Annotated in this window: 16 protein-coding genes; 5 read left to right on the forward strand and 11 right to left on the reverse strand. The window is 72.5% G+C overall.

The genetic code is table 11. The annotated features are described in order from the left end of the window. Positions 1–234: 234 nt before the first annotated feature. Positions 235–1,260: a glutathione S-transferase family protein gene (locus DQW50_RS11410; RefSeq protein ID WP_112079406.1), complete on the reverse strand. Its 1,026-nt coding sequence runs from the start codon at positions 1,258–1,260 to the stop codon at positions 235–237. 347 nt (positions 1,261–1,607) lie between these two features. Between DQW50_RS11410 and DQW50_RS11415 the strand changes: the two genes are divergently transcribed. Both DQW50_RS11415 and DQW50_RS11420 read left to right on the forward strand, forming a co-directional pair. Then, a complete protein-coding gene (locus tag DQW50_RS11415; protein WP_112079471.1) occupies positions 1,608–2,390 on the forward strand; it encodes an LLM class flavin-dependent oxidoreductase in 783 nt (260 codons plus the stop codon). A gap of 52 nt (positions 2,391–2,442) precedes the next feature. Beyond that, entirely contained in the window at positions 2,443–3,627 is a 1,185-nt protein-coding gene (locus DQW50_RS11420; protein ID WP_112079407.1) for an FAD-binding oxidoreductase, read from the forward strand. 30 nt (positions 3,628–3,657) lie between these two features. On the opposite strand, the gene DQW50_RS11425 is transcribed toward DQW50_RS11420, so the two are convergent. The 3 genes from DQW50_RS11425 to DQW50_RS11430 all read right to left on the reverse strand — a co-directional run bounded on the left by DQW50_RS11425 (position 3,658) and on the right by DQW50_RS11430 (position 4,790). Beyond that, positions 3,658–4,095, reverse strand: coding sequence for an Hsp20/alpha crystallin family protein (locus tag DQW50_RS11425; protein ID WP_112079408.1), 438 nt, complete (start codon positions 4,093–4,095; stop codon positions 3,658–3,660). Positions 4,096–4,099: 4 nt separating this feature from the next. After that, positions 4,100–4,255: a hypothetical protein gene (locus DQW50_RS18180; protein WP_198664663.1), complete on the reverse strand. Its 156-nt coding sequence runs from the start codon at positions 4,253–4,255 to the stop codon at positions 4,100–4,102. A gap of 85 nt (positions 4,256–4,340) precedes the next feature. Beyond that, positions 4,341–4,790, reverse strand: a complete 450-nt coding sequence (locus tag DQW50_RS11430) for a hypothetical protein (RefSeq protein WP_112079409.1) — start codon at positions 4,788–4,790, stop codon at positions 4,341–4,343. Positions 4,791–4,883: 93 nt separating this feature from the next. Between DQW50_RS11430 and DQW50_RS11435 the strand changes: the two genes are divergently transcribed. Further along, the gene (locus tag DQW50_RS11435) at positions 4,884–6,716 is read left to right on the forward strand and encodes a radical SAM protein (RefSeq protein ID WP_112079410.1); all 1,833 of its coding nucleotides are present in this window, start codon (positions 4,884–4,886) and stop codon (positions 6,714–6,716) included. Further along, positions 6,716–7,594, forward strand: a complete 879-nt coding sequence (locus DQW50_RS11440; protein WP_112079411.1) for an MBL fold metallo-hydrolase — start codon at positions 6,716–6,718, stop codon at positions 7,592–7,594. Before DQW50_RS11435 ends, DQW50_RS11440 begins: the two co-directional genes overlap by 1 nt. 136 nt (positions 7,595–7,730) lie before the next feature. On the opposite strand, the gene DQW50_RS11445 is transcribed toward DQW50_RS11440, so the two are convergent. The 7 genes from DQW50_RS11445 to DQW50_RS11475 form a co-directional block, all read right to left on the reverse strand. Beyond that, complete coding sequence (locus DQW50_RS11445) at positions 7,731–8,600, reverse strand: adenosylcobinamide amidohydrolase (RefSeq protein ID WP_112079412.1); 870 nt, start codon at positions 8,598–8,600, stop codon at positions 7,731–7,733. Further along, positions 8,597–9,604, reverse strand: coding sequence for a threonine-phosphate decarboxylase (locus DQW50_RS11450; protein ID WP_112079413.1), 1,008 nt, complete (start codon positions 9,602–9,604; stop codon positions 8,597–8,599). The genes DQW50_RS11445 and DQW50_RS11450 overlap by 4 nt, the downstream gene beginning before the upstream one ends. 22 nt (positions 9,605–9,626) lie before the next feature. After that, the gene (locus tag DQW50_RS11455; RefSeq protein WP_241964405.1) at positions 9,627–10,328 is read right to left on the reverse strand and encodes an NTP transferase domain-containing protein; all 702 of its coding nucleotides are present in this window, start codon (positions 10,326–10,328) and stop codon (positions 9,627–9,629) included. Next, positions 10,313–11,125, reverse strand: coding sequence for an adenosylcobinamide-GDP ribazoletransferase (locus DQW50_RS11460; RefSeq protein WP_112079473.1), 813 nt, complete (start codon positions 11,123–11,125; stop codon positions 10,313–10,315). The genes DQW50_RS11455 and DQW50_RS11460 overlap by 16 nt, the downstream gene beginning before the upstream one ends. A gap of 77 nt (positions 11,126–11,202) precedes the next feature. After that, positions 11,203–12,162, reverse strand: coding sequence for a CobD/CbiB family cobalamin biosynthesis protein (locus tag DQW50_RS11465; RefSeq protein ID WP_112079414.1), 960 nt, complete (start codon positions 12,160–12,162; stop codon positions 11,203–11,205). Beyond that, positions 12,159–12,779 carry an HAD family hydrolase gene (locus DQW50_RS11470; protein WP_112079415.1) on the reverse strand — a complete coding sequence of 207 codons (621 nt, stop codon included), beginning with the start codon at positions 12,777–12,779 and terminating at the stop codon, positions 12,159–12,161. Before DQW50_RS11470 ends, DQW50_RS11465 begins: the two co-directional genes overlap by 4 nt. 97 nt (positions 12,780–12,876) lie before the next feature. Beyond that, complete coding sequence (locus DQW50_RS11475; protein WP_112079416.1) at positions 12,877–13,362, reverse strand: hypothetical protein; 486 nt, start codon at positions 13,360–13,362, stop codon at positions 12,877–12,879. 154 nt (positions 13,363–13,516) lie between these two features. Between DQW50_RS11475 and DQW50_RS11480 the strand changes: the two genes are divergently transcribed. Beyond that, the gene (locus tag DQW50_RS11480; protein WP_112079417.1) at positions 13,517–14,413 is read left to right on the forward strand and encodes a hypothetical protein; all 897 of its coding nucleotides are present in this window, start codon (positions 13,517–13,519) and stop codon (positions 14,411–14,413) included. Positions 14,414–14,441: the final 28 nt, after the last annotated feature.

A 14,441-nucleotide genomic window follows, 5' to 3' on the forward strand; every position in this document is an offset into this window, starting at 1 on the left:
TGCGAGAGCGTGGGTTGATCGCTTCTTATCTTTTCAAAAATTATGACTACCACTAAAGGTCCCTCTGGCAGCCGGCGCGTAGCGCCGGCGACCTCGCGGGCGGTTCGCGGGCTTTCAGCCCGCTCACCGGCGCGCCAGGACACTGGTTTGATCGTTGCTTAGGCTGTGTTGACCGATCCGAAACACCACGTATCAGCTACCGAGGACCTCGACGGAGCCGGTCCGGATCTCCGTTCAGTCGTCCGCGCGGGGCGTCGGCGGCGACCCGGCGAGCCGGTCGCGGCCGTGCGACTCCTCCCAGTCCAGGTCGGGGCCGCGGGCGACGATGCCGGAGGGGGTCACGTCCGGGTGAGTCGTGTAGTAGTGCTCCTTGATGTGGTCCATGTTCACCGTCTTCGCGACGCCCGGCGTGGTGTACAGGTCGCGGAGGTACGGCCAGAGGTGCTCGTACTGGTGGACGTACTGTCGGTCACACATGAAGTGCGTGTGGTACACCTGGTCGAACCGGACCAGCGTCGTGAACAGACAGAGGTCGGCCTCGGTGAGCCCCTCGCCGACGAGGTAGCGGTTCTCGGCGAGGTGGGCGTCCCAGCGGTCGAGCGCGCCGAAGAGGTCGTCGATCGCCTCGTCGTACGCTGTCTGGGAGGTCGCGAAGCCGGCGCGGTAGACGCCGTTGTTGACGGGCTCGTAGATCTCGGTGACGACCTCGTCGACGCGGTCGCGCGCCTCGGGGTCGTCGGGAAGCAGCGAGACGTCGTCGCCGAGGCCGTCGAACGCGGTCGTCAACATGCGGAGGATCTCGCGGGACTCGTTGTTGACGACCGTCTCCTCCGCCGTGTCCCAGAGGACCGGAACCGTCACCCGGCAGGTCGCGTCCGGGTCGGCAGCCGCGTACAGTTCGCGGAGGTAGTCGCTTCCGTGGACCCGGTCGGGGGTACAGCCGTCCTTCTCGGGGGAGAACTGCCAGCCGTCCTCGCCGCGCCACGGGTCGACGACGCTGACGCCGATGGCGTCCTCCAGCTCGAGCAGCGACCGCGCCAACAGCGTGCGGTGGGCCCACGGACAGGCGTACGAGACGTACAGGTGGTACCGGCCCGCCTCCGGCTGGAATCGGTCGTCGGGCTCGGCGTCGACGTGGGCCGGGACGTCGCTGCCGGCGATCCAGTCCCGGAAGGTGGTCTCTCCGCGCTGGAACGCGCCCTCCTCGTCGGTCGATTCGTACGCGTCGGTCCGCCACTCCCCGTCGACGAGTTGGTTCATACGCACACGACGGTTTCGAGACGGATAACCGGGCCGGGGACACGGACGTCACCGGGTGCGGACCGTGTGGGCTGAGGTGCACGTCGCGTGTGGCGGTGACAAGCCGGCTCTCGCGATCGTCGCTGTATGCCGACGGGTTTAACCCCCCCGACCCGGTATGATGTTTCGTCATGGCCGCACAGGCGATGGATCGCGTTCCGCGATCGTAACGAGGAGTTCTACGTGAGCACGGATAGTGACGCGCGAGCGACGGCCGCTCGCCGATCGACGGAGGACGTACAGCGATGTTGACCGGGAACGACGCCGAGGAGACCGAGCCGGGCCACGGGTCCGACGACGCGAACCCGATGGTCCGCGCCGGGCTCGACGCGGCCGCGTTGAAGCCGGCCGAGTGCGACGTCTCCCGGGCGGTCGACCTGCCGGTGGACCGCGTGGCGATCGACTACGAGGGGAGAGAGCACTTCCCGGACGCCGCGACCCTCGAGGCGATCGCCGCCGAGAAGTCGCTGTACGTCACCACGCCCGTCCGCGCCGACGGCTTCGACCCGCTCGGCGACGACTCGCTGCTCGACCGGATCCCCGGCCGGGCGCGCCGACTGCTCGTCGCCGGTCACGGCGCGTACCTCTCCGAGTCGGAGGCGTCCCGGGCGATCGCCCCGCGGTTCGGGGCTGCCCGGGAGACAGCGCCGGACGCCTGGGTCGGAACCGAGGGCGTCGAGCGGCTCGCGCTCGCGGCCGGCGGGACGCAGTACGAACTGCTCTCGCGGTCGACTACCCGCGACGCCCGGGCGCTCCGCGCTGCCGGGTTCGACGGCGATATCGCCGTCTACGCGCCGACCGTGCTGACCGACGACGAGGACGCGGTCCTCGACGGCGTCGGCGCGTACGTCTCCCGGCGGCGGCCGGTCGCCCGCGCGCTCCCCGACGGGGGCGACGCACACGGCGGGACCCCGCCGACGGACGCGACCGCCACGGGACGCACTCGCGAGGTGCTCTCGGCGGCCGCGCGCGACTTCGCGCTCGTCGGGTCGCCGGAGACGGTCCGCGAGCGCGTCGCTGAGCTCCGGGAGGCGGGCGTCGACCGCGTCGTCGGCTACCCCGCCCGCGGGATCGACGAGTTCCTCCCGTAGGGACCCCCTCTCCGCCGGACCGTTTTTATCGTCGCTTCGAGAAGGGTCGCCGATGACGGACTCGAACCCTTCGGACGGCGTGGAGCCCTCGGATCCCGCGGTGGCGGTCGTCGGCGGCGGCGCGGTCGGCGTCACCGCCGCTCACGACCTAGCAGCGCGCGGCGCGACGGTGACGCTCTTCGAGCGCGACGACCTCGCGAGCGGCGCGTCGGGCCGGGCGGCCGGCGTCCTCTACGACGCGTACGCCGAGGACGTCGACGCGGCGATCGGCGCCCGTGCCATGGAGCGGTTCCGCCGGTTCGACCGGACGCTACCCGGCTTCGAGTTCACCCCCTGTCCGTACGTCATCGCCGTCCGCGAGGGCGACGAGGACGCCGAGGCGGTGCCGGGGATGGTCGATCGCATGCGCGAGCACGGCCGGGACGTCTCCGTCGTCGACCCCGACGACCTCGGCGAGCGGTTCCCGCTCTCGACGTCCGACCTCGCGGCCGCCGCCGTCGGCGAAGGCGCCGGCTGGGCCGACCCGGGGAGCTACGTCGTCGCGCTCGGCGAGCGCGCCGTGCGCGAGGGCGTGACCGTCGAGACCGACACGGAGGTGGAACTCGTCGCGGACGCGGGCGCGACGCTCCGCGTCGACGGGACGGAGCAGGCCTTCGACGCGGTCGTGGTCGCCGTCGGCGCACACACCGAGCGCTTCCTCGAGGCCGGCGGGATCGCGGTGCCGGTGAAGCCGTACCGCGTCCAGGCGCTGACGAGCCGTGTCCCCTACGACGGCCCGATGACGTACGACGCGACCGCCGGCGTCTACTTCCGCCCGCACCCGACCGGGCTGTTGGCGGGCGACGGCACCGAGCCGTTCGAGGCCGACCCCGACGCGTACGACTCCGAGGGCGACGACTGGTTCGTCGAGAACGTCTCGACGGCGCTCCGCGAGCGCGCCGACTACGACCCCGAGGTGGAGCGCGCGTGGGCCGGCGTGTGTACGGCCACGCCCGACAAGGACCCGCTTCTCGGCCCCGTCGCCGACGACGTCTTCGTCGCTGCCGGTTGGCAGGGCCACGGGTTCATGCGCGCGCCCGCGACCGGGGAGATCCTCGCCGAGGGCGTCCTCGCGTCGCTTTCGGGCACGGCGATCGGCGACGACGACTCGCCGTGGGTCGAGGCGTTCGACCCGGGCCGGTTCGAGGGCGACGAGGAGTTCGAGATCGAGGAGGGGATGTCGGTTCGGAACCGCTGACGACGGCGGAGCGGACCGAACACGACCGAACTATCCGTCGTCTTCGACCGGTTCCTCGCCCTCCTCGACGACGTCGACCGCCTCGGCCGCGCCGTCCTTCGGGATCTCGACCTGGAGCGTGCCGTTCCGGGTGAGCGTCGCGTTCGCGCCGTGGGGCGTCACGTCGGCGTCCGCGGGTAGCTCGGCGCTCCCCGAGAGGCTGAGCCCGCGGCCGGGGAACACCACGTCGAACCCGTCGTAGAAGTCGCGGAAGCGGTCGAGCCGGACCTCGACGGTGTGATCGAGGAACGTCACGTCGACGTCCTCGCCGTGGACGCCGGGCGCGTCGAAGACGACGAGGTAGGCGTCGTCGCTCTCGAGGAGGTCCGAGGAGAGCGGGCGGCGCTCCTGCATCTTGCTCCAGCCGCGGCCGACGCGCTCGAGGGTGCGGCGGACGACCGAGCGGCCGGTCTCCACGATGCGCGTCACGGGACTACACCTCGATCTCGGACAGTTCACTCCCGCCGCAGTACGGGCACGTCAGGTCCGTGACGGCGTGGTCGTCGGGGACGTCGTAGGTGTAGTGGTTCTCGAACATGTCGAGTTCGCAGTCGGCGCTCTCGCATTTGACCTCCATCGTGGATGGCATTACCGGTACTTTGTGTCGGCGAGGGCTTAAACGACGTGGCGGCGGCGGGGCGGTCCGAGCGGACACGTCGAGTCGGCGGGGTCGATCAGACCCTGGTCCCGCGGAGCCGTTCGGGAACGACCGTACGCTCGGCGAGGAACACGACGAGCGTCCCGATCGCCACGCCGGCGAGGAAGCCGGGGCCGTACGGGCGAGACGGGGCCTCGAACGTGATCGCGACTCCCAGCCCGACGACGATGGCGAGGACCGCGACGCCGAAGGCGACGTACGTCAGCGTCTCCAGTCGGTCCGGCGGGAGCCGGTCCCGGGCGAGCCACGTGGTCGGCCCGAGGGCGACGGCGGTGGCCGCGGCCCACCCAGCGGCGAGCCCCCACGGCCGCGGGTCGGTGCCGAGGAACTGTACCGCGGCGAGCGCGCACAGCGCGGCGAGCGAGACGTAATTTCCGACTCGCTGCCAGCGAGGGGACTCGTCGGCGGCGGGTGACGAACCGTCGCCCGAGCGCGTCTCATCGGTCGGGGGCGTCTGGGAGGGCATAATCGGCGCTTTCGCGCGTTCCGACATAAGCGATCGGCCTGCTCCCCGCGTTCCGCACGCGTTTTCCGTCTCGGCCGTCTACGACGGGCCAATATGACCGACCCGGCCGACCTCTCCGTCACCATCGTCGACGGCTACGTCGACGAGCCGGCGCACTTCGGAGTGCCGCCGTACGTCTCGACGTACCCGCGGTACACGGCCGGCGCGCTCGTCGACGCGGGCGTCCCCGAGGAGTCGATCACCTACCACACCATCGACGAACTGCGAGACGACCGGAACAACCACGCCGACGTCGCCGACGCGGACCTCTTCGTCTACGTCGGCGGGATGACCGTCCCCGGCAACTACGTCGGCGGGACGCCCGCGGAACCCGACGAGGTGCGCGAGTTGGAGTGGACCGCCGACGGCGTCACGCTCCTCGGCGGCCCCGTCCGCTTCGGCGTCGGCGAGGAGAACGCGGGCGCACAGGACATGGAGCGCGACGACCTCGACTACGACTTCGTCGCCAAGGGGGACGTCGAGGCCGCCGCCCACGACCTGGTCGCGAACGGGTTGGAGGGGTTCGGGAACCGGATGCGCGACAACGCCGAGGTCGATCGCTGGGCTGCGAAGGGGGCGTTCGTCGTCGAACAGCACCCCAACCACCCCGACTACCTCATCTGCGAGATGGAGACCTCCCGCGGCTGTGCCTACCGGTGTTCGTTCTGTACGGAGCCGCTCTACGGGAACCCGGCGTTCCGCGAGGCGCGTTCCGTCGTCGACGAGGTGGACGCGCTCTCGGACAGGGGGGTCAAACACTTCCGGCTCGGCCGCCAGGCGGACATCCTCGCGTTCGGCGGCGACGGCGAGGCCCCGAACCCGGACGCGCTCCGGGAGCTGTACGGGGGGATCCGCGAGGTCGCACCCGACCTGGAGACGCTCCACCTCGACAACATGAACCCCGTGACGATCGTGGAGTACCCCGAGGCGTCCCGCGAGGCGATCCGGGTCATCGCCGAGCACAACACGCCCGGCGACACGGCCGCGTTCGGCCTGGAGTCCGCGGACCCCGTCGTTCAGGAGGAGAACAACCTGCTCGTCACCGCCGAGGAGTGTCTGGAGGCGGTCCGCGTCGTCAACGAGGAGGGCGGCTGGCGGCCGGGGGACCCGCCCGCCGGCGAGCCCGGGGGCGTTCCGGGACCGGACGACGCCCTGAGATACGGCCCCTCGACCGGCCCGGACGCGAGCCCGCGGCTCCCGAAGCTCCTGCCCGGGATCAACCTCGTTCACGGGTTGAAAGGCGAGCGGCCGGAGACGTACGAGCACAACAAGCGGTTCCTCGGGTCCGTCTACGACGAGGGGCTCATGCTTCGGCGGATCAACGTCCGGCAGGTGATGGCGTTCGCCGGCACGGAGATGGCCGAGACCGGCGCGGAGATCGCCCAGGAGCACACGGACCGCTTTCAGGCGTACAAACGCGAGGTGCGCGAGACGATCGACAACCCGATGCTCGACCGGGTGGTCCCGCCCGGAACGGTCCTCCCGGACGTCCACCTCGAGTACCACCAGGACGGGAAGACGTTCGGCCGCCAGCTCGGCACGTACGCCCTGCTCGTCGCGGTCCCGGGCGAGCGCGAGCTGGGCACCGCGATCGACGTGGCGGTCACGGACCACGGCTACCGCTCCGTCACGGGCGTGCCCTACCCGCTCGACGTCAACACGGCCTCGATGGACGAGCTGACCGCGATCCCGGGGATCACCCGGAACACGGCGGGCGACGTCGTCGTGGGGAGGCCGTACGCGGCCGTCGACGAGGTCGACGCCGGCGTCGCCGACCTCTCGCGGTTCGCGGTCGCCGGCGACACGGGGGTCCCGATCCCCGGCAGGGAGCGGCCCGGATCCGGGCCCGGCGCGGACGCCCGGTCGCCGCTCGGTCGGGGGGACTGATGGCGCCCGAGGAAGGCGGGTCGCCGGGGGCGTCCGGATCACCGGGAGAGCCCGTGGGGGGCTCGCCGGTCACGCGCGTCGAACTCCCGGTCGACACCCGCGCGACGACGGGGACGACGAACGCCCACCTCGCGGACGGCCTCCTCGTCGACCCCGCAGCCCGAACGGACGCCCTCGACGAGGCCGTGGCGTCGCACACGCCCGGGGTGGAGGCGATCGCCGTCACGCACGCCCACCCGGACCACGTCGGCGCGGTCGCCGACTACGCCGACGCGACGGGCGCGACCGTGTACGCGCACGCGGACCACGTCGATCGGTTCCGGACCGCGACCGGGATCGCCCCCGACGGGACCTTCCGCGACGGCGACACGCTCGGGACGACGGGCGTCCGCGCGCTCGACACGCCGGGACACGCGCCCGACCACGTCGCGTTCGTGGTCGAACGTGGGGCGGGCGGAGACGGCGGCACCGACGTCGGTGTCGGGGACGAGGACGCCGCTGCCGCGGCCCTCGTCGGCGACCTCGTCGTCGCCGAGGGGAGCGTCGTCGTCGGGGCACCCGAGGGCGACCTCCGCGCGTACCTCGCGAGCCTCGAACGGGTGCGCGACGCCGGCTTCGACCGGCTGTATCCCGGCCACGGTCCGGTGGTCGACGACCCGACCACAGCCTGCGAGCGCCTGATCGACCACCGGCTCGAACGCGAGCTGCGGGTGCTCGCGGCGGTGGAGGCAGGCGCGGACGACGTCGACGCGGTCCTCGAGTCGGCCTATGACACGGACCTGACCGGGGTCGAAGACCTCGCACGGGCGACGGTCCGTGCCCACCTGACGAAACTCGTCGACGAGGGACGGGTCGACGCGGCGTGGACCCACGCGTAACCGGCGGACCGTTCCCGATCTCACGCGAGGGACCGTCTGCGACGCTGTACTTATACTGCCCTGACGGAACGGATCGATAATGAGCGAGGAGACCGACGCCGACCTTGACGACGCCGATCCCTGATTGCCGGTCGCGTCACTCCCGATCGGGTCGTTCCCGCCGGACCACGGCTCCCGGAGCCGACACCGTCGCCGAGCGGTCGGTCACGACGCCGTACTCGGCGGTCGCGACCGACCCCGGAACCCCGTCGAGTTCCGGGCCGTACCGCGAGGTGAGCGAGCCGTGGACCGCGTCGCGGACGCAAGCCCTGACCGCTGTTCCGATCGGGGTGGCGGAGCCGGAGAACGCTGTGTTCGCGGCCGTGTCGTCCCCTGCGGGACAGCCGACCACGACCGCGTCGCTCGTCGTCCCGGGGAACCCGACCGTCGCGAGCAGGGTCGCCGCCTTCGCCTCGGCGGCGACCGCGACGAGGTTCGCGAGCGCGCCGGGTGCCAGGGGGCGGTCAGCGCCGACGAGGAGGTTGACGGTGCCGGCGGGCGGTCCGGCGTCGTTTCCGTCGTTTTCGACGCTGTTTTCGGCGGATCCGGCGTCGTCACGGTCGACGTCCGCGTCGCCGACGCGGTCGACCTCGTCCGCCGGCATCGGGAGCGCTGCGGGGTTCGACACCCCGGCGGTGGCGAGCACGGTCGCCTCCTCGAGCCGTGCGACCCGGGCGTGTCGCTGGTCGACGCCGGTGAGGAGCGCGGGCGCGACGCCATCGGCGGCGCCGTCGCCCGCGACGTCCGCGAACCCCGCTGTGCCGACCCGCGTGTCGACGTACGCGCGGAGGTCCCGGCGTCCCCCCTCGTCCCACCCCTCCGGCACCGTCACGTTGTAGGCGGCGTCCGCGACCCGGACCCCGCCGTCGAACCCGGTCGAGAGGAACCGGGTCGGGCCGTCCGTCCGTCGGAACCGACAGACGCCGTCTTCGACGTCGGCGTGGAACGCCGGAGGTCGGCCGCTCATACCCCGAGCGCGTCGAGGAGCCGGTCGTTCTCGTTCGGCCTTCGGATCGCCGTCCGGAGGTGGCTGTCGAGCCGCGGGAACGACCGCGCGTCCCGGAGCACGATCCCCTCCGCCCGGGCCGTCCCGAGCACGTCGTCGGGGTCGGCCTCGCCAGTGTGAAAGAGGAGGAACGGCGCGTCCGACGGGTACACCTCGAAGCGTGCCGTGAGCCGTTCCCGCATCCGCTCGCGCTCGACGGCGACGCGCTCGCGCGTTCGCTCGACGAACGCCGTCCGTCGGAGACAGTGCGTGCCGACCTCGACTGCGGGCGTCGACAGCTCCCAGGGGAGCCGGCCGCGGTCGAGCCGGTCGCGGAGCCTCCCTCCCGTGGCGAGGAACCCCGCGCGGAGCCCCGGGAGGCCGAACACCTTGGTGAGCGAGCGCGCGACGACGACGTCGGGCTCGCCGGCGAGCGACGGCTGGGGCGTGAAATCGAGGAACGCCTCGTCGACGAACAGGACGGCTCCGGCCTCCCGGCAACGCGCGGCGAGCTCGAGGAGCCCGTCCCGATCGGTCAGCTCGCCGGTCGGGTTGTTCGGGTTACAGACGACGACGAGCGCGTGGCCGTCGGGGTCGACGTCGAGGACCGCGTCGTGGGCGACGGGGACCGGTTCGCCGCCCTGGAGGCGCACCTCGCGGTCGTACTCGCCGAAGGAGGGTTCGGGGACGACGACCGACTCGCCCGGGTCGACGACGAGCGAGAAGAGCAGCCGCATCCCCGCCATCGCGCCCGCCGTCGGGATCACTTCGGCGGGGGCACAGTCGACGTAGTCGGCGGCTGTGGCGCGGAAGGCGGTGTAGTCGTCGCCGGGGTACCGCGTGGACGAACAGAGCGCCGAGTCGTACACCGACGTCACTCCTGAGGGGGTCTCCGGGTTCGTGTTCGCGCTGAAGTCCACCACGCCGGGGTCCGTGGCTCCGCCGTGGAGCACGCGCGGCAGGTCGTCCAGCGCTTCCGCGTCCATGCCATCGATCCCGGCCCGAAGTTCAAAAACCCATCTCCGAACGAGTTGCGAGCCGCCGCGCCAGCTCCAGGTCACCCGGCCGGTTGACGTTGACCGCGATCGAGTCCCGCTCCCGGACGACGACACGGTCCGGGCCGTCGCCGACCACGTTCAGCCCCGTCGGCGCGACGGGCGTACCGGCGTGTTCGAACGACGCGTCCACGCTCGCGCCGAGGGCGCGTTTGTACGCGACCGGCACGCAGCCCGTCACCGATCCGACGGTACCGTCGGGGGTCGCTTCCGGGACCGCGTCGCGGTCGTCGGCGGGTCCGGCGTGTGCCGCGTCGATCGCGGTGTCGGCGTCACGGCCGCGGAGCAGCGGGAGGTCGGCTGTGACGGTGACGGCCGGTCCGTCGACCGCCGAGAGGCCCACCTCGAGGTCCGCGACGTAGCCGTCGCCGCTCCCGTCGAGGACGGTACACGGGACCGCCGACCCGGCCGAGAGCCCGGACCGGAGCGCGCGCCGGGTGTCGGGCGCGTCCGGCGACGTGACGGCGAGGACGCGGGTGACGTCCGCGTCCGCCAGCGCGTCGAGGACGCACGCGACCATCGGGCGACCCCCTACCTCCACCAGGGGCTTTTCGACGTCGGCGCCGAGCCGCGTTCCCTCCCCGCCACAGAGGAGTACGGCCGGGAGCTCCCGGGTCGAGCGATCCGACGCCTCGCCCGTCACGCGATCGCCCACGCGATCACCCCCGCGTGGAGCGCGACCGCCCGGCCGAGCTCGTTCGCTGCGCCGAACACGTCGCCGCTCACTCCCCCGAGCCACGGGCGGACGCGGACCAGGAGGAGGAGGGAGACGGCGGGTCCCGCGAGCAGGGCCGCAGCGACCGCCGGGAGCACGCCGGAGGGGACGGCGAGCAGGGCCGGAACCGAGACGACTGCGACGGAGACGGCCGCGACCGCCACCAGCGACCGCGGGCCGACCTCGCCGACCACCGCGGACCCGAGCCCCTCGTGTGTGGGCGTCCCGAGGCAGGCGAGGAGCGCCATCCCGGCCTTCGCGCCGACCTCCGCCGCGAGGACGACCACGATCGCTACGGATCCGACGAGCGCGCCGTCCGTACTGCCGTCGACGACTCCACCGCCCGCGTCGCCGGCGGGCCCGGTCGCGAGCGCGAGCGCGCCGAGCGTCGTGGCGAGCAGCGTGACCCCGAGCGCGAGCGCGCCGCCCACGCCGAGGTCGGCGTCCTTCAGGACCGACAGCCGGCGGTCGGGGTCGTGTACAGCGACCGCGTCGCCGAGGTCCGCGAGCCCGTCGGCGTGGGTGACGCCGGTGAGGAGGTACAACGCGACGAGGTAGCCGGCCGTGGCGGTCCACGGCGAGGGCGCGAGAAAGGCGAGCCCCGCGACCGCGCCGACGACTGTGCCGACGACCGGGAACGTCCAGGGGGACCGCCGGAACGCGTGCCAATCGGCCGGATCGGCACCCGGCACCGGCACCCGCGTCAGGAACGTGAACGCGCCCCGAAGTGCGAGGATCGGGGCGATCGACGACACCGCCGCATCGCCGTCGCTCCCGTCGTCATCGCCGTCGGCCCCGCCGTCATCGCCGTCCGTCACAGCGCCAGCGACACCCCCGCGACGCCGAGTCCGAGCCAGCCGGCCCGGGAGACGATCCGGACGCCCCGCCGTGCCTCCGGGGTCGTCGGGAGCGCGCTCCCGGGCAACAGCGTGTACGCACCCGGCTTCGTCAGTCGGACGTCGAGCACGGCCGCGAGCGACCCCATCGGCCAGCCGGCGTTCGGCGAGTCGGGGACGAGCGCCGCCGACCGGGTGCGCCCGAGCCCCGCGAGCGGGCCGGTCGCGGTCGCCCCCCAGCCAGCCACGAGGATCAAGAGTGCGGTCGCCCGCGCCGGGAGCCACATGACGCCGTCGTCGAGCCGGGCGGGCGCCCAGCCGGCCCGCCGGTCGCGGTACCCGAGCATCGAGTCCAGCGTGTTGACGCCCTTGACCCAGGCGGTCGCGCCCGCGGCGAAAGCGAGCCCGCCGGTCGTCGACAGGCCGGCGATCGGGGCGACGGTCGCGGTCAGGACGAACGCGGAGAGCGGCGCGATCAGGCCGTCGGCGAGGTTCTCAGCCGCGCTCTCGACGGCCGCGGACCGGACGTGGGCAGGCGACAGGTCCCCGGCGTCCCGGCCCGCGAGCGCGCGCAACTCGTGGCGTGCCGTCTCGAGGTCGCCGTCGGCGAGGTCGATCACGTCGCGGGCGACGGCCACCAGCATCCGCCGGCTCGAGCAGACGAAGAGGACGACCCCCGCGGTCGCGGCGGCCGGGACCGCGGAGGCGGGAACACGCGACCCGACGACGACCACGGGTGTTGCCAGGAGCGCGGCGAAGGCGAGGGGAGCGACGAACGCGAGCGCGACGCCGACTGACCGCGAGTCCGGTAGCCGGCCGTCGAGACCCGCGACGCCGCGGCCGAGCCACGCGACGGGATGGAGGCCGGCCGGCGGCTCCGAGAAGGTCCGGTCGAGGGCGGCGGCGAGCGCGAGCGCGCCGGCCGCCGCGACGCTCACGGTTCGGCCTCCAACTCGCCGCCGATCTCGCCGAGGGGGATCTCCGTCACGTCGAGGAACCGGCCGCCGACGTCGACGATCCCGCCGTCGGTGGCCGGGTCGTCGCCGACGTGGACGAGGGCCGACGGGGCGACGCCGAGCGCCTCGGCGACGGCTTCGAACGCCTTCGCGTGCGGCTTCCGCCAGCCACAGCCGACGCTCGCCGTGACCGCGTCGAACTCCCCGCGGAGCCCCGCACGGATCAGCGTCCGGGGAACCAGCTCCGGGACCGCGCAGTTCGAGCAGATCCCGACCGGGCCGCGGTCGGCCGCCGTCCGGACCGCCTCGAGTGCGCCCTCGCGGCGCGTGACCTCGGGGTCGAACGCGGCGACGACCGCGTGACGGACGACGTTGTCGGGGGCGTCGACCCCGCGGGAACGGAGCGCGGCGGCGGCGTGTGCCGGGAGGGGGACTTCCGCGCCGGTCGGCGCGTCGACGTGCCGTTCGCCGTACGCGACGTGCCAGTCGTCGGGGACGGCCACGTCCCGCGACTCGAGCTCGCGGGCGACGACCTCGGCCGGGTCGGTCGGGTACTCGACGTCGACGAGCGTGCCGAAGAGATCGAACGTTACTGCCACGATACCCCTTGTAGGGACAAACCGGGATTGAAGCTGTCGGTCGGGTCACGACTCGCGGAACGACGTGGGGCCGTTTCTCGGGTCGTCGACATCGGGCCTACAGCACTAGTTGTCCGAGGTGGAGGTTGTAGAACCGGTAGAGCCCGGAGACCCACGCACAGAGCCAGAGGATCATGAACCCCGCGACGCCCACTCGGAGACGACCGCGCCACTTCCCCATGTCCTCGTGGAGCTCGTCGATGTCGACGTCGGGGTCGTCGTAGGCGTCGGCGTCCCGCTTGGCCTGGAAGATCCGGACGATCCCGGTGAGCGCGAACGTCAACAGCGCGTACGCCTGAAGCCCGAGGAAGGCGTGAACCACGGCCCCACCGGAGAGCTGTCCGGGGAGCCGCGGTATCATCCATGCCACGACGGGTACGGTCGTCAACAGGAGGCCGACGAGGATGTACCGCAAGTGGCGAGTCAACACCTTCCACGTCACCACTTCGGCGTCGATCATGATCCACGCGCCGTACAGGAGGAACGGGAGGCTCGCCGTCACGGACAGCCCCGCGACCGCCGCGACCACCGACTCGTCGACCATGCCTCACGTTCGGCCTCGCGTGCGTAAAACTCCCCGATCCGTGGACGACTCCCCGCAATCCGTGGACGACACCCTGCGCTCCGTGGACGGGCCGTTCTCGGGGGTCGGCATCGGACGAAAAAGAGTTACCCTCCCGAGCGCGTACGTCGGGGCAATGGAGGACACCTCGACGCAGTCGGAGGCGGACGGTCCCGACCGGGAGACCGTCGAGGAGGGGCCGGACGGTCCGGACGCCCCGGTCGACGCGGATGCCCCGGTCGACGCGGACGTCGCGAACGACGCGAACGCCGCGGACGACGGCGGGTCCGTGGACGGACCGTCGGCGTCCGACGACGACGACCTCGCCGAGCTCCGCGAGCGCGTCGACGCCGAGTACGACTTCGACGACTTCGGCCCCGCGGACATGGCCCGGATGAGCGCCGAGGAGTGGGACGCCGCCTTCGACCCTGACACGTGGATCACCGGGCCGCGCCTGCTCGACCGCGTCGAGGCCGAACTGAAGTCCCGGATCGCCCGTCGCGAGGTGTTCGGACTCCTCGAGCGCGTGCGCGAGGACGGCGAGGAGCGCGTGCTCGTCTACTCCGACGAGGGGTACGCGATCGTCCGTCCGAGCGGCGAGGTGAGCGGTCGGGGGACGGTGCTCCGGGACGTGGAACCGCTCGTCGCGCTCGCAGCGATGGAGGAGTACGACGTGGCCGACCCGCCCGACGACTGGTCGCTTCCCCACCCGGACACGGTTCCGGAGGGCTCCGGCGAGTTCGGCAACCTGATCATCCAGGTCGTCGCTGCGGTCCAGGTGATCGCGGGTCTCGCCCTGCTCGGCGCGTCGTTCCTCACCGACCTCGACAGCATCGTCGGCCCCGCGATGGGGGCCATCTTTCTCCTCGTCGGGCTCTTCCTGTTCGCGATAGTCGCCAACGCCAGGCTCTCCGATCGGTTCCGCTCCGAGGAGTACCGCGACCGGCTGCGCGCGCTCCGGGAAGCGAAGGAGCGGCCGGAGTTCGTCCCGGTCGACGGGGAGGTCCTGAGCGAGGAAACCGAAGATCGGTGAAACAGCCGAATTCGGGGGTTTCAACCCA

The sequence above is a fragment of the Halorubrum sp. 48-1-W genome (genome assembly GCF_003287355.1).
Lineage (GTDB): Archaea > Halobacteriota > Halobacteria > Halobacteriales > Haloferacaceae > Halorubrum.

Bases quoted from the DNA above. Each gene is read 5' to 3' on its own strand.
- DQW50_RS11435 (WP_112079410.1), top strand. From the start codon at position 4,884: ATGACCGACCCGGCCGACCTCTCCGTCACCATCGTCGACGGCTACGTC.
- DQW50_RS11420 (WP_112079407.1), top strand. From the start codon at position 2,443: ATGACGGACTCGAACCCTTCGGACGGCGTGGAGCCCTCGGATCCCGCG.
- DQW50_RS11450 (WP_112079413.1), bottom strand. From the start codon at position 9,604: ATGGACGCGGAAGCGCTGGACGACCTGCCGCGCGTGCTCCACGGCGGA.
- DQW50_RS11415 (WP_112079471.1), top strand. From the start codon at position 1,608: ATGGTCCGCGCCGGGCTCGACGCGGCCGCGTTGAAGCCGGCCGAGTGC.
- DQW50_RS11480 (WP_112079417.1), top strand. From the start codon at position 13,517: ATGGAGGACACCTCGACGCAGTCGGAGGCGGACGGTCCCGACCGGGAG.
- DQW50_RS11410 (WP_112079406.1), bottom strand. From the start codon at position 1,260: ATGAACCAACTCGTCGACGGGGAGTGGCGGACCGACGCGTACGAATCG.
- DQW50_RS11475 (WP_112079416.1), bottom strand. From the start codon at position 13,362: ATGGTCGACGAGTCGGTGGTCGCGGCGGTCGCGGGGCTGTCCGTGACG.
- DQW50_RS18180 (WP_198664663.1), bottom strand. From the start codon at position 4,255: ATGCCATCCACGATGGAGGTCAAATGCGAGAGCGCCGACTGCGAACTC.
- DQW50_RS11440 (WP_112079411.1), top strand. From the start codon at position 6,716: ATGGCGCCCGAGGAAGGCGGGTCGCCGGGGGCGTCCGGATCACCGGGA.
- DQW50_RS11430 (WP_112079409.1), bottom strand. From the start codon at position 4,790: ATGCCCTCCCAGACGCCCCCGACCGATGAGACGCGCTCGGGCGACGGT.
- DQW50_RS11445 (WP_112079412.1), bottom strand. From the start codon at position 8,600: ATGAGCGGCCGACCTCCGGCGTTCCACGCCGACGTCGAAGACGGCGTC.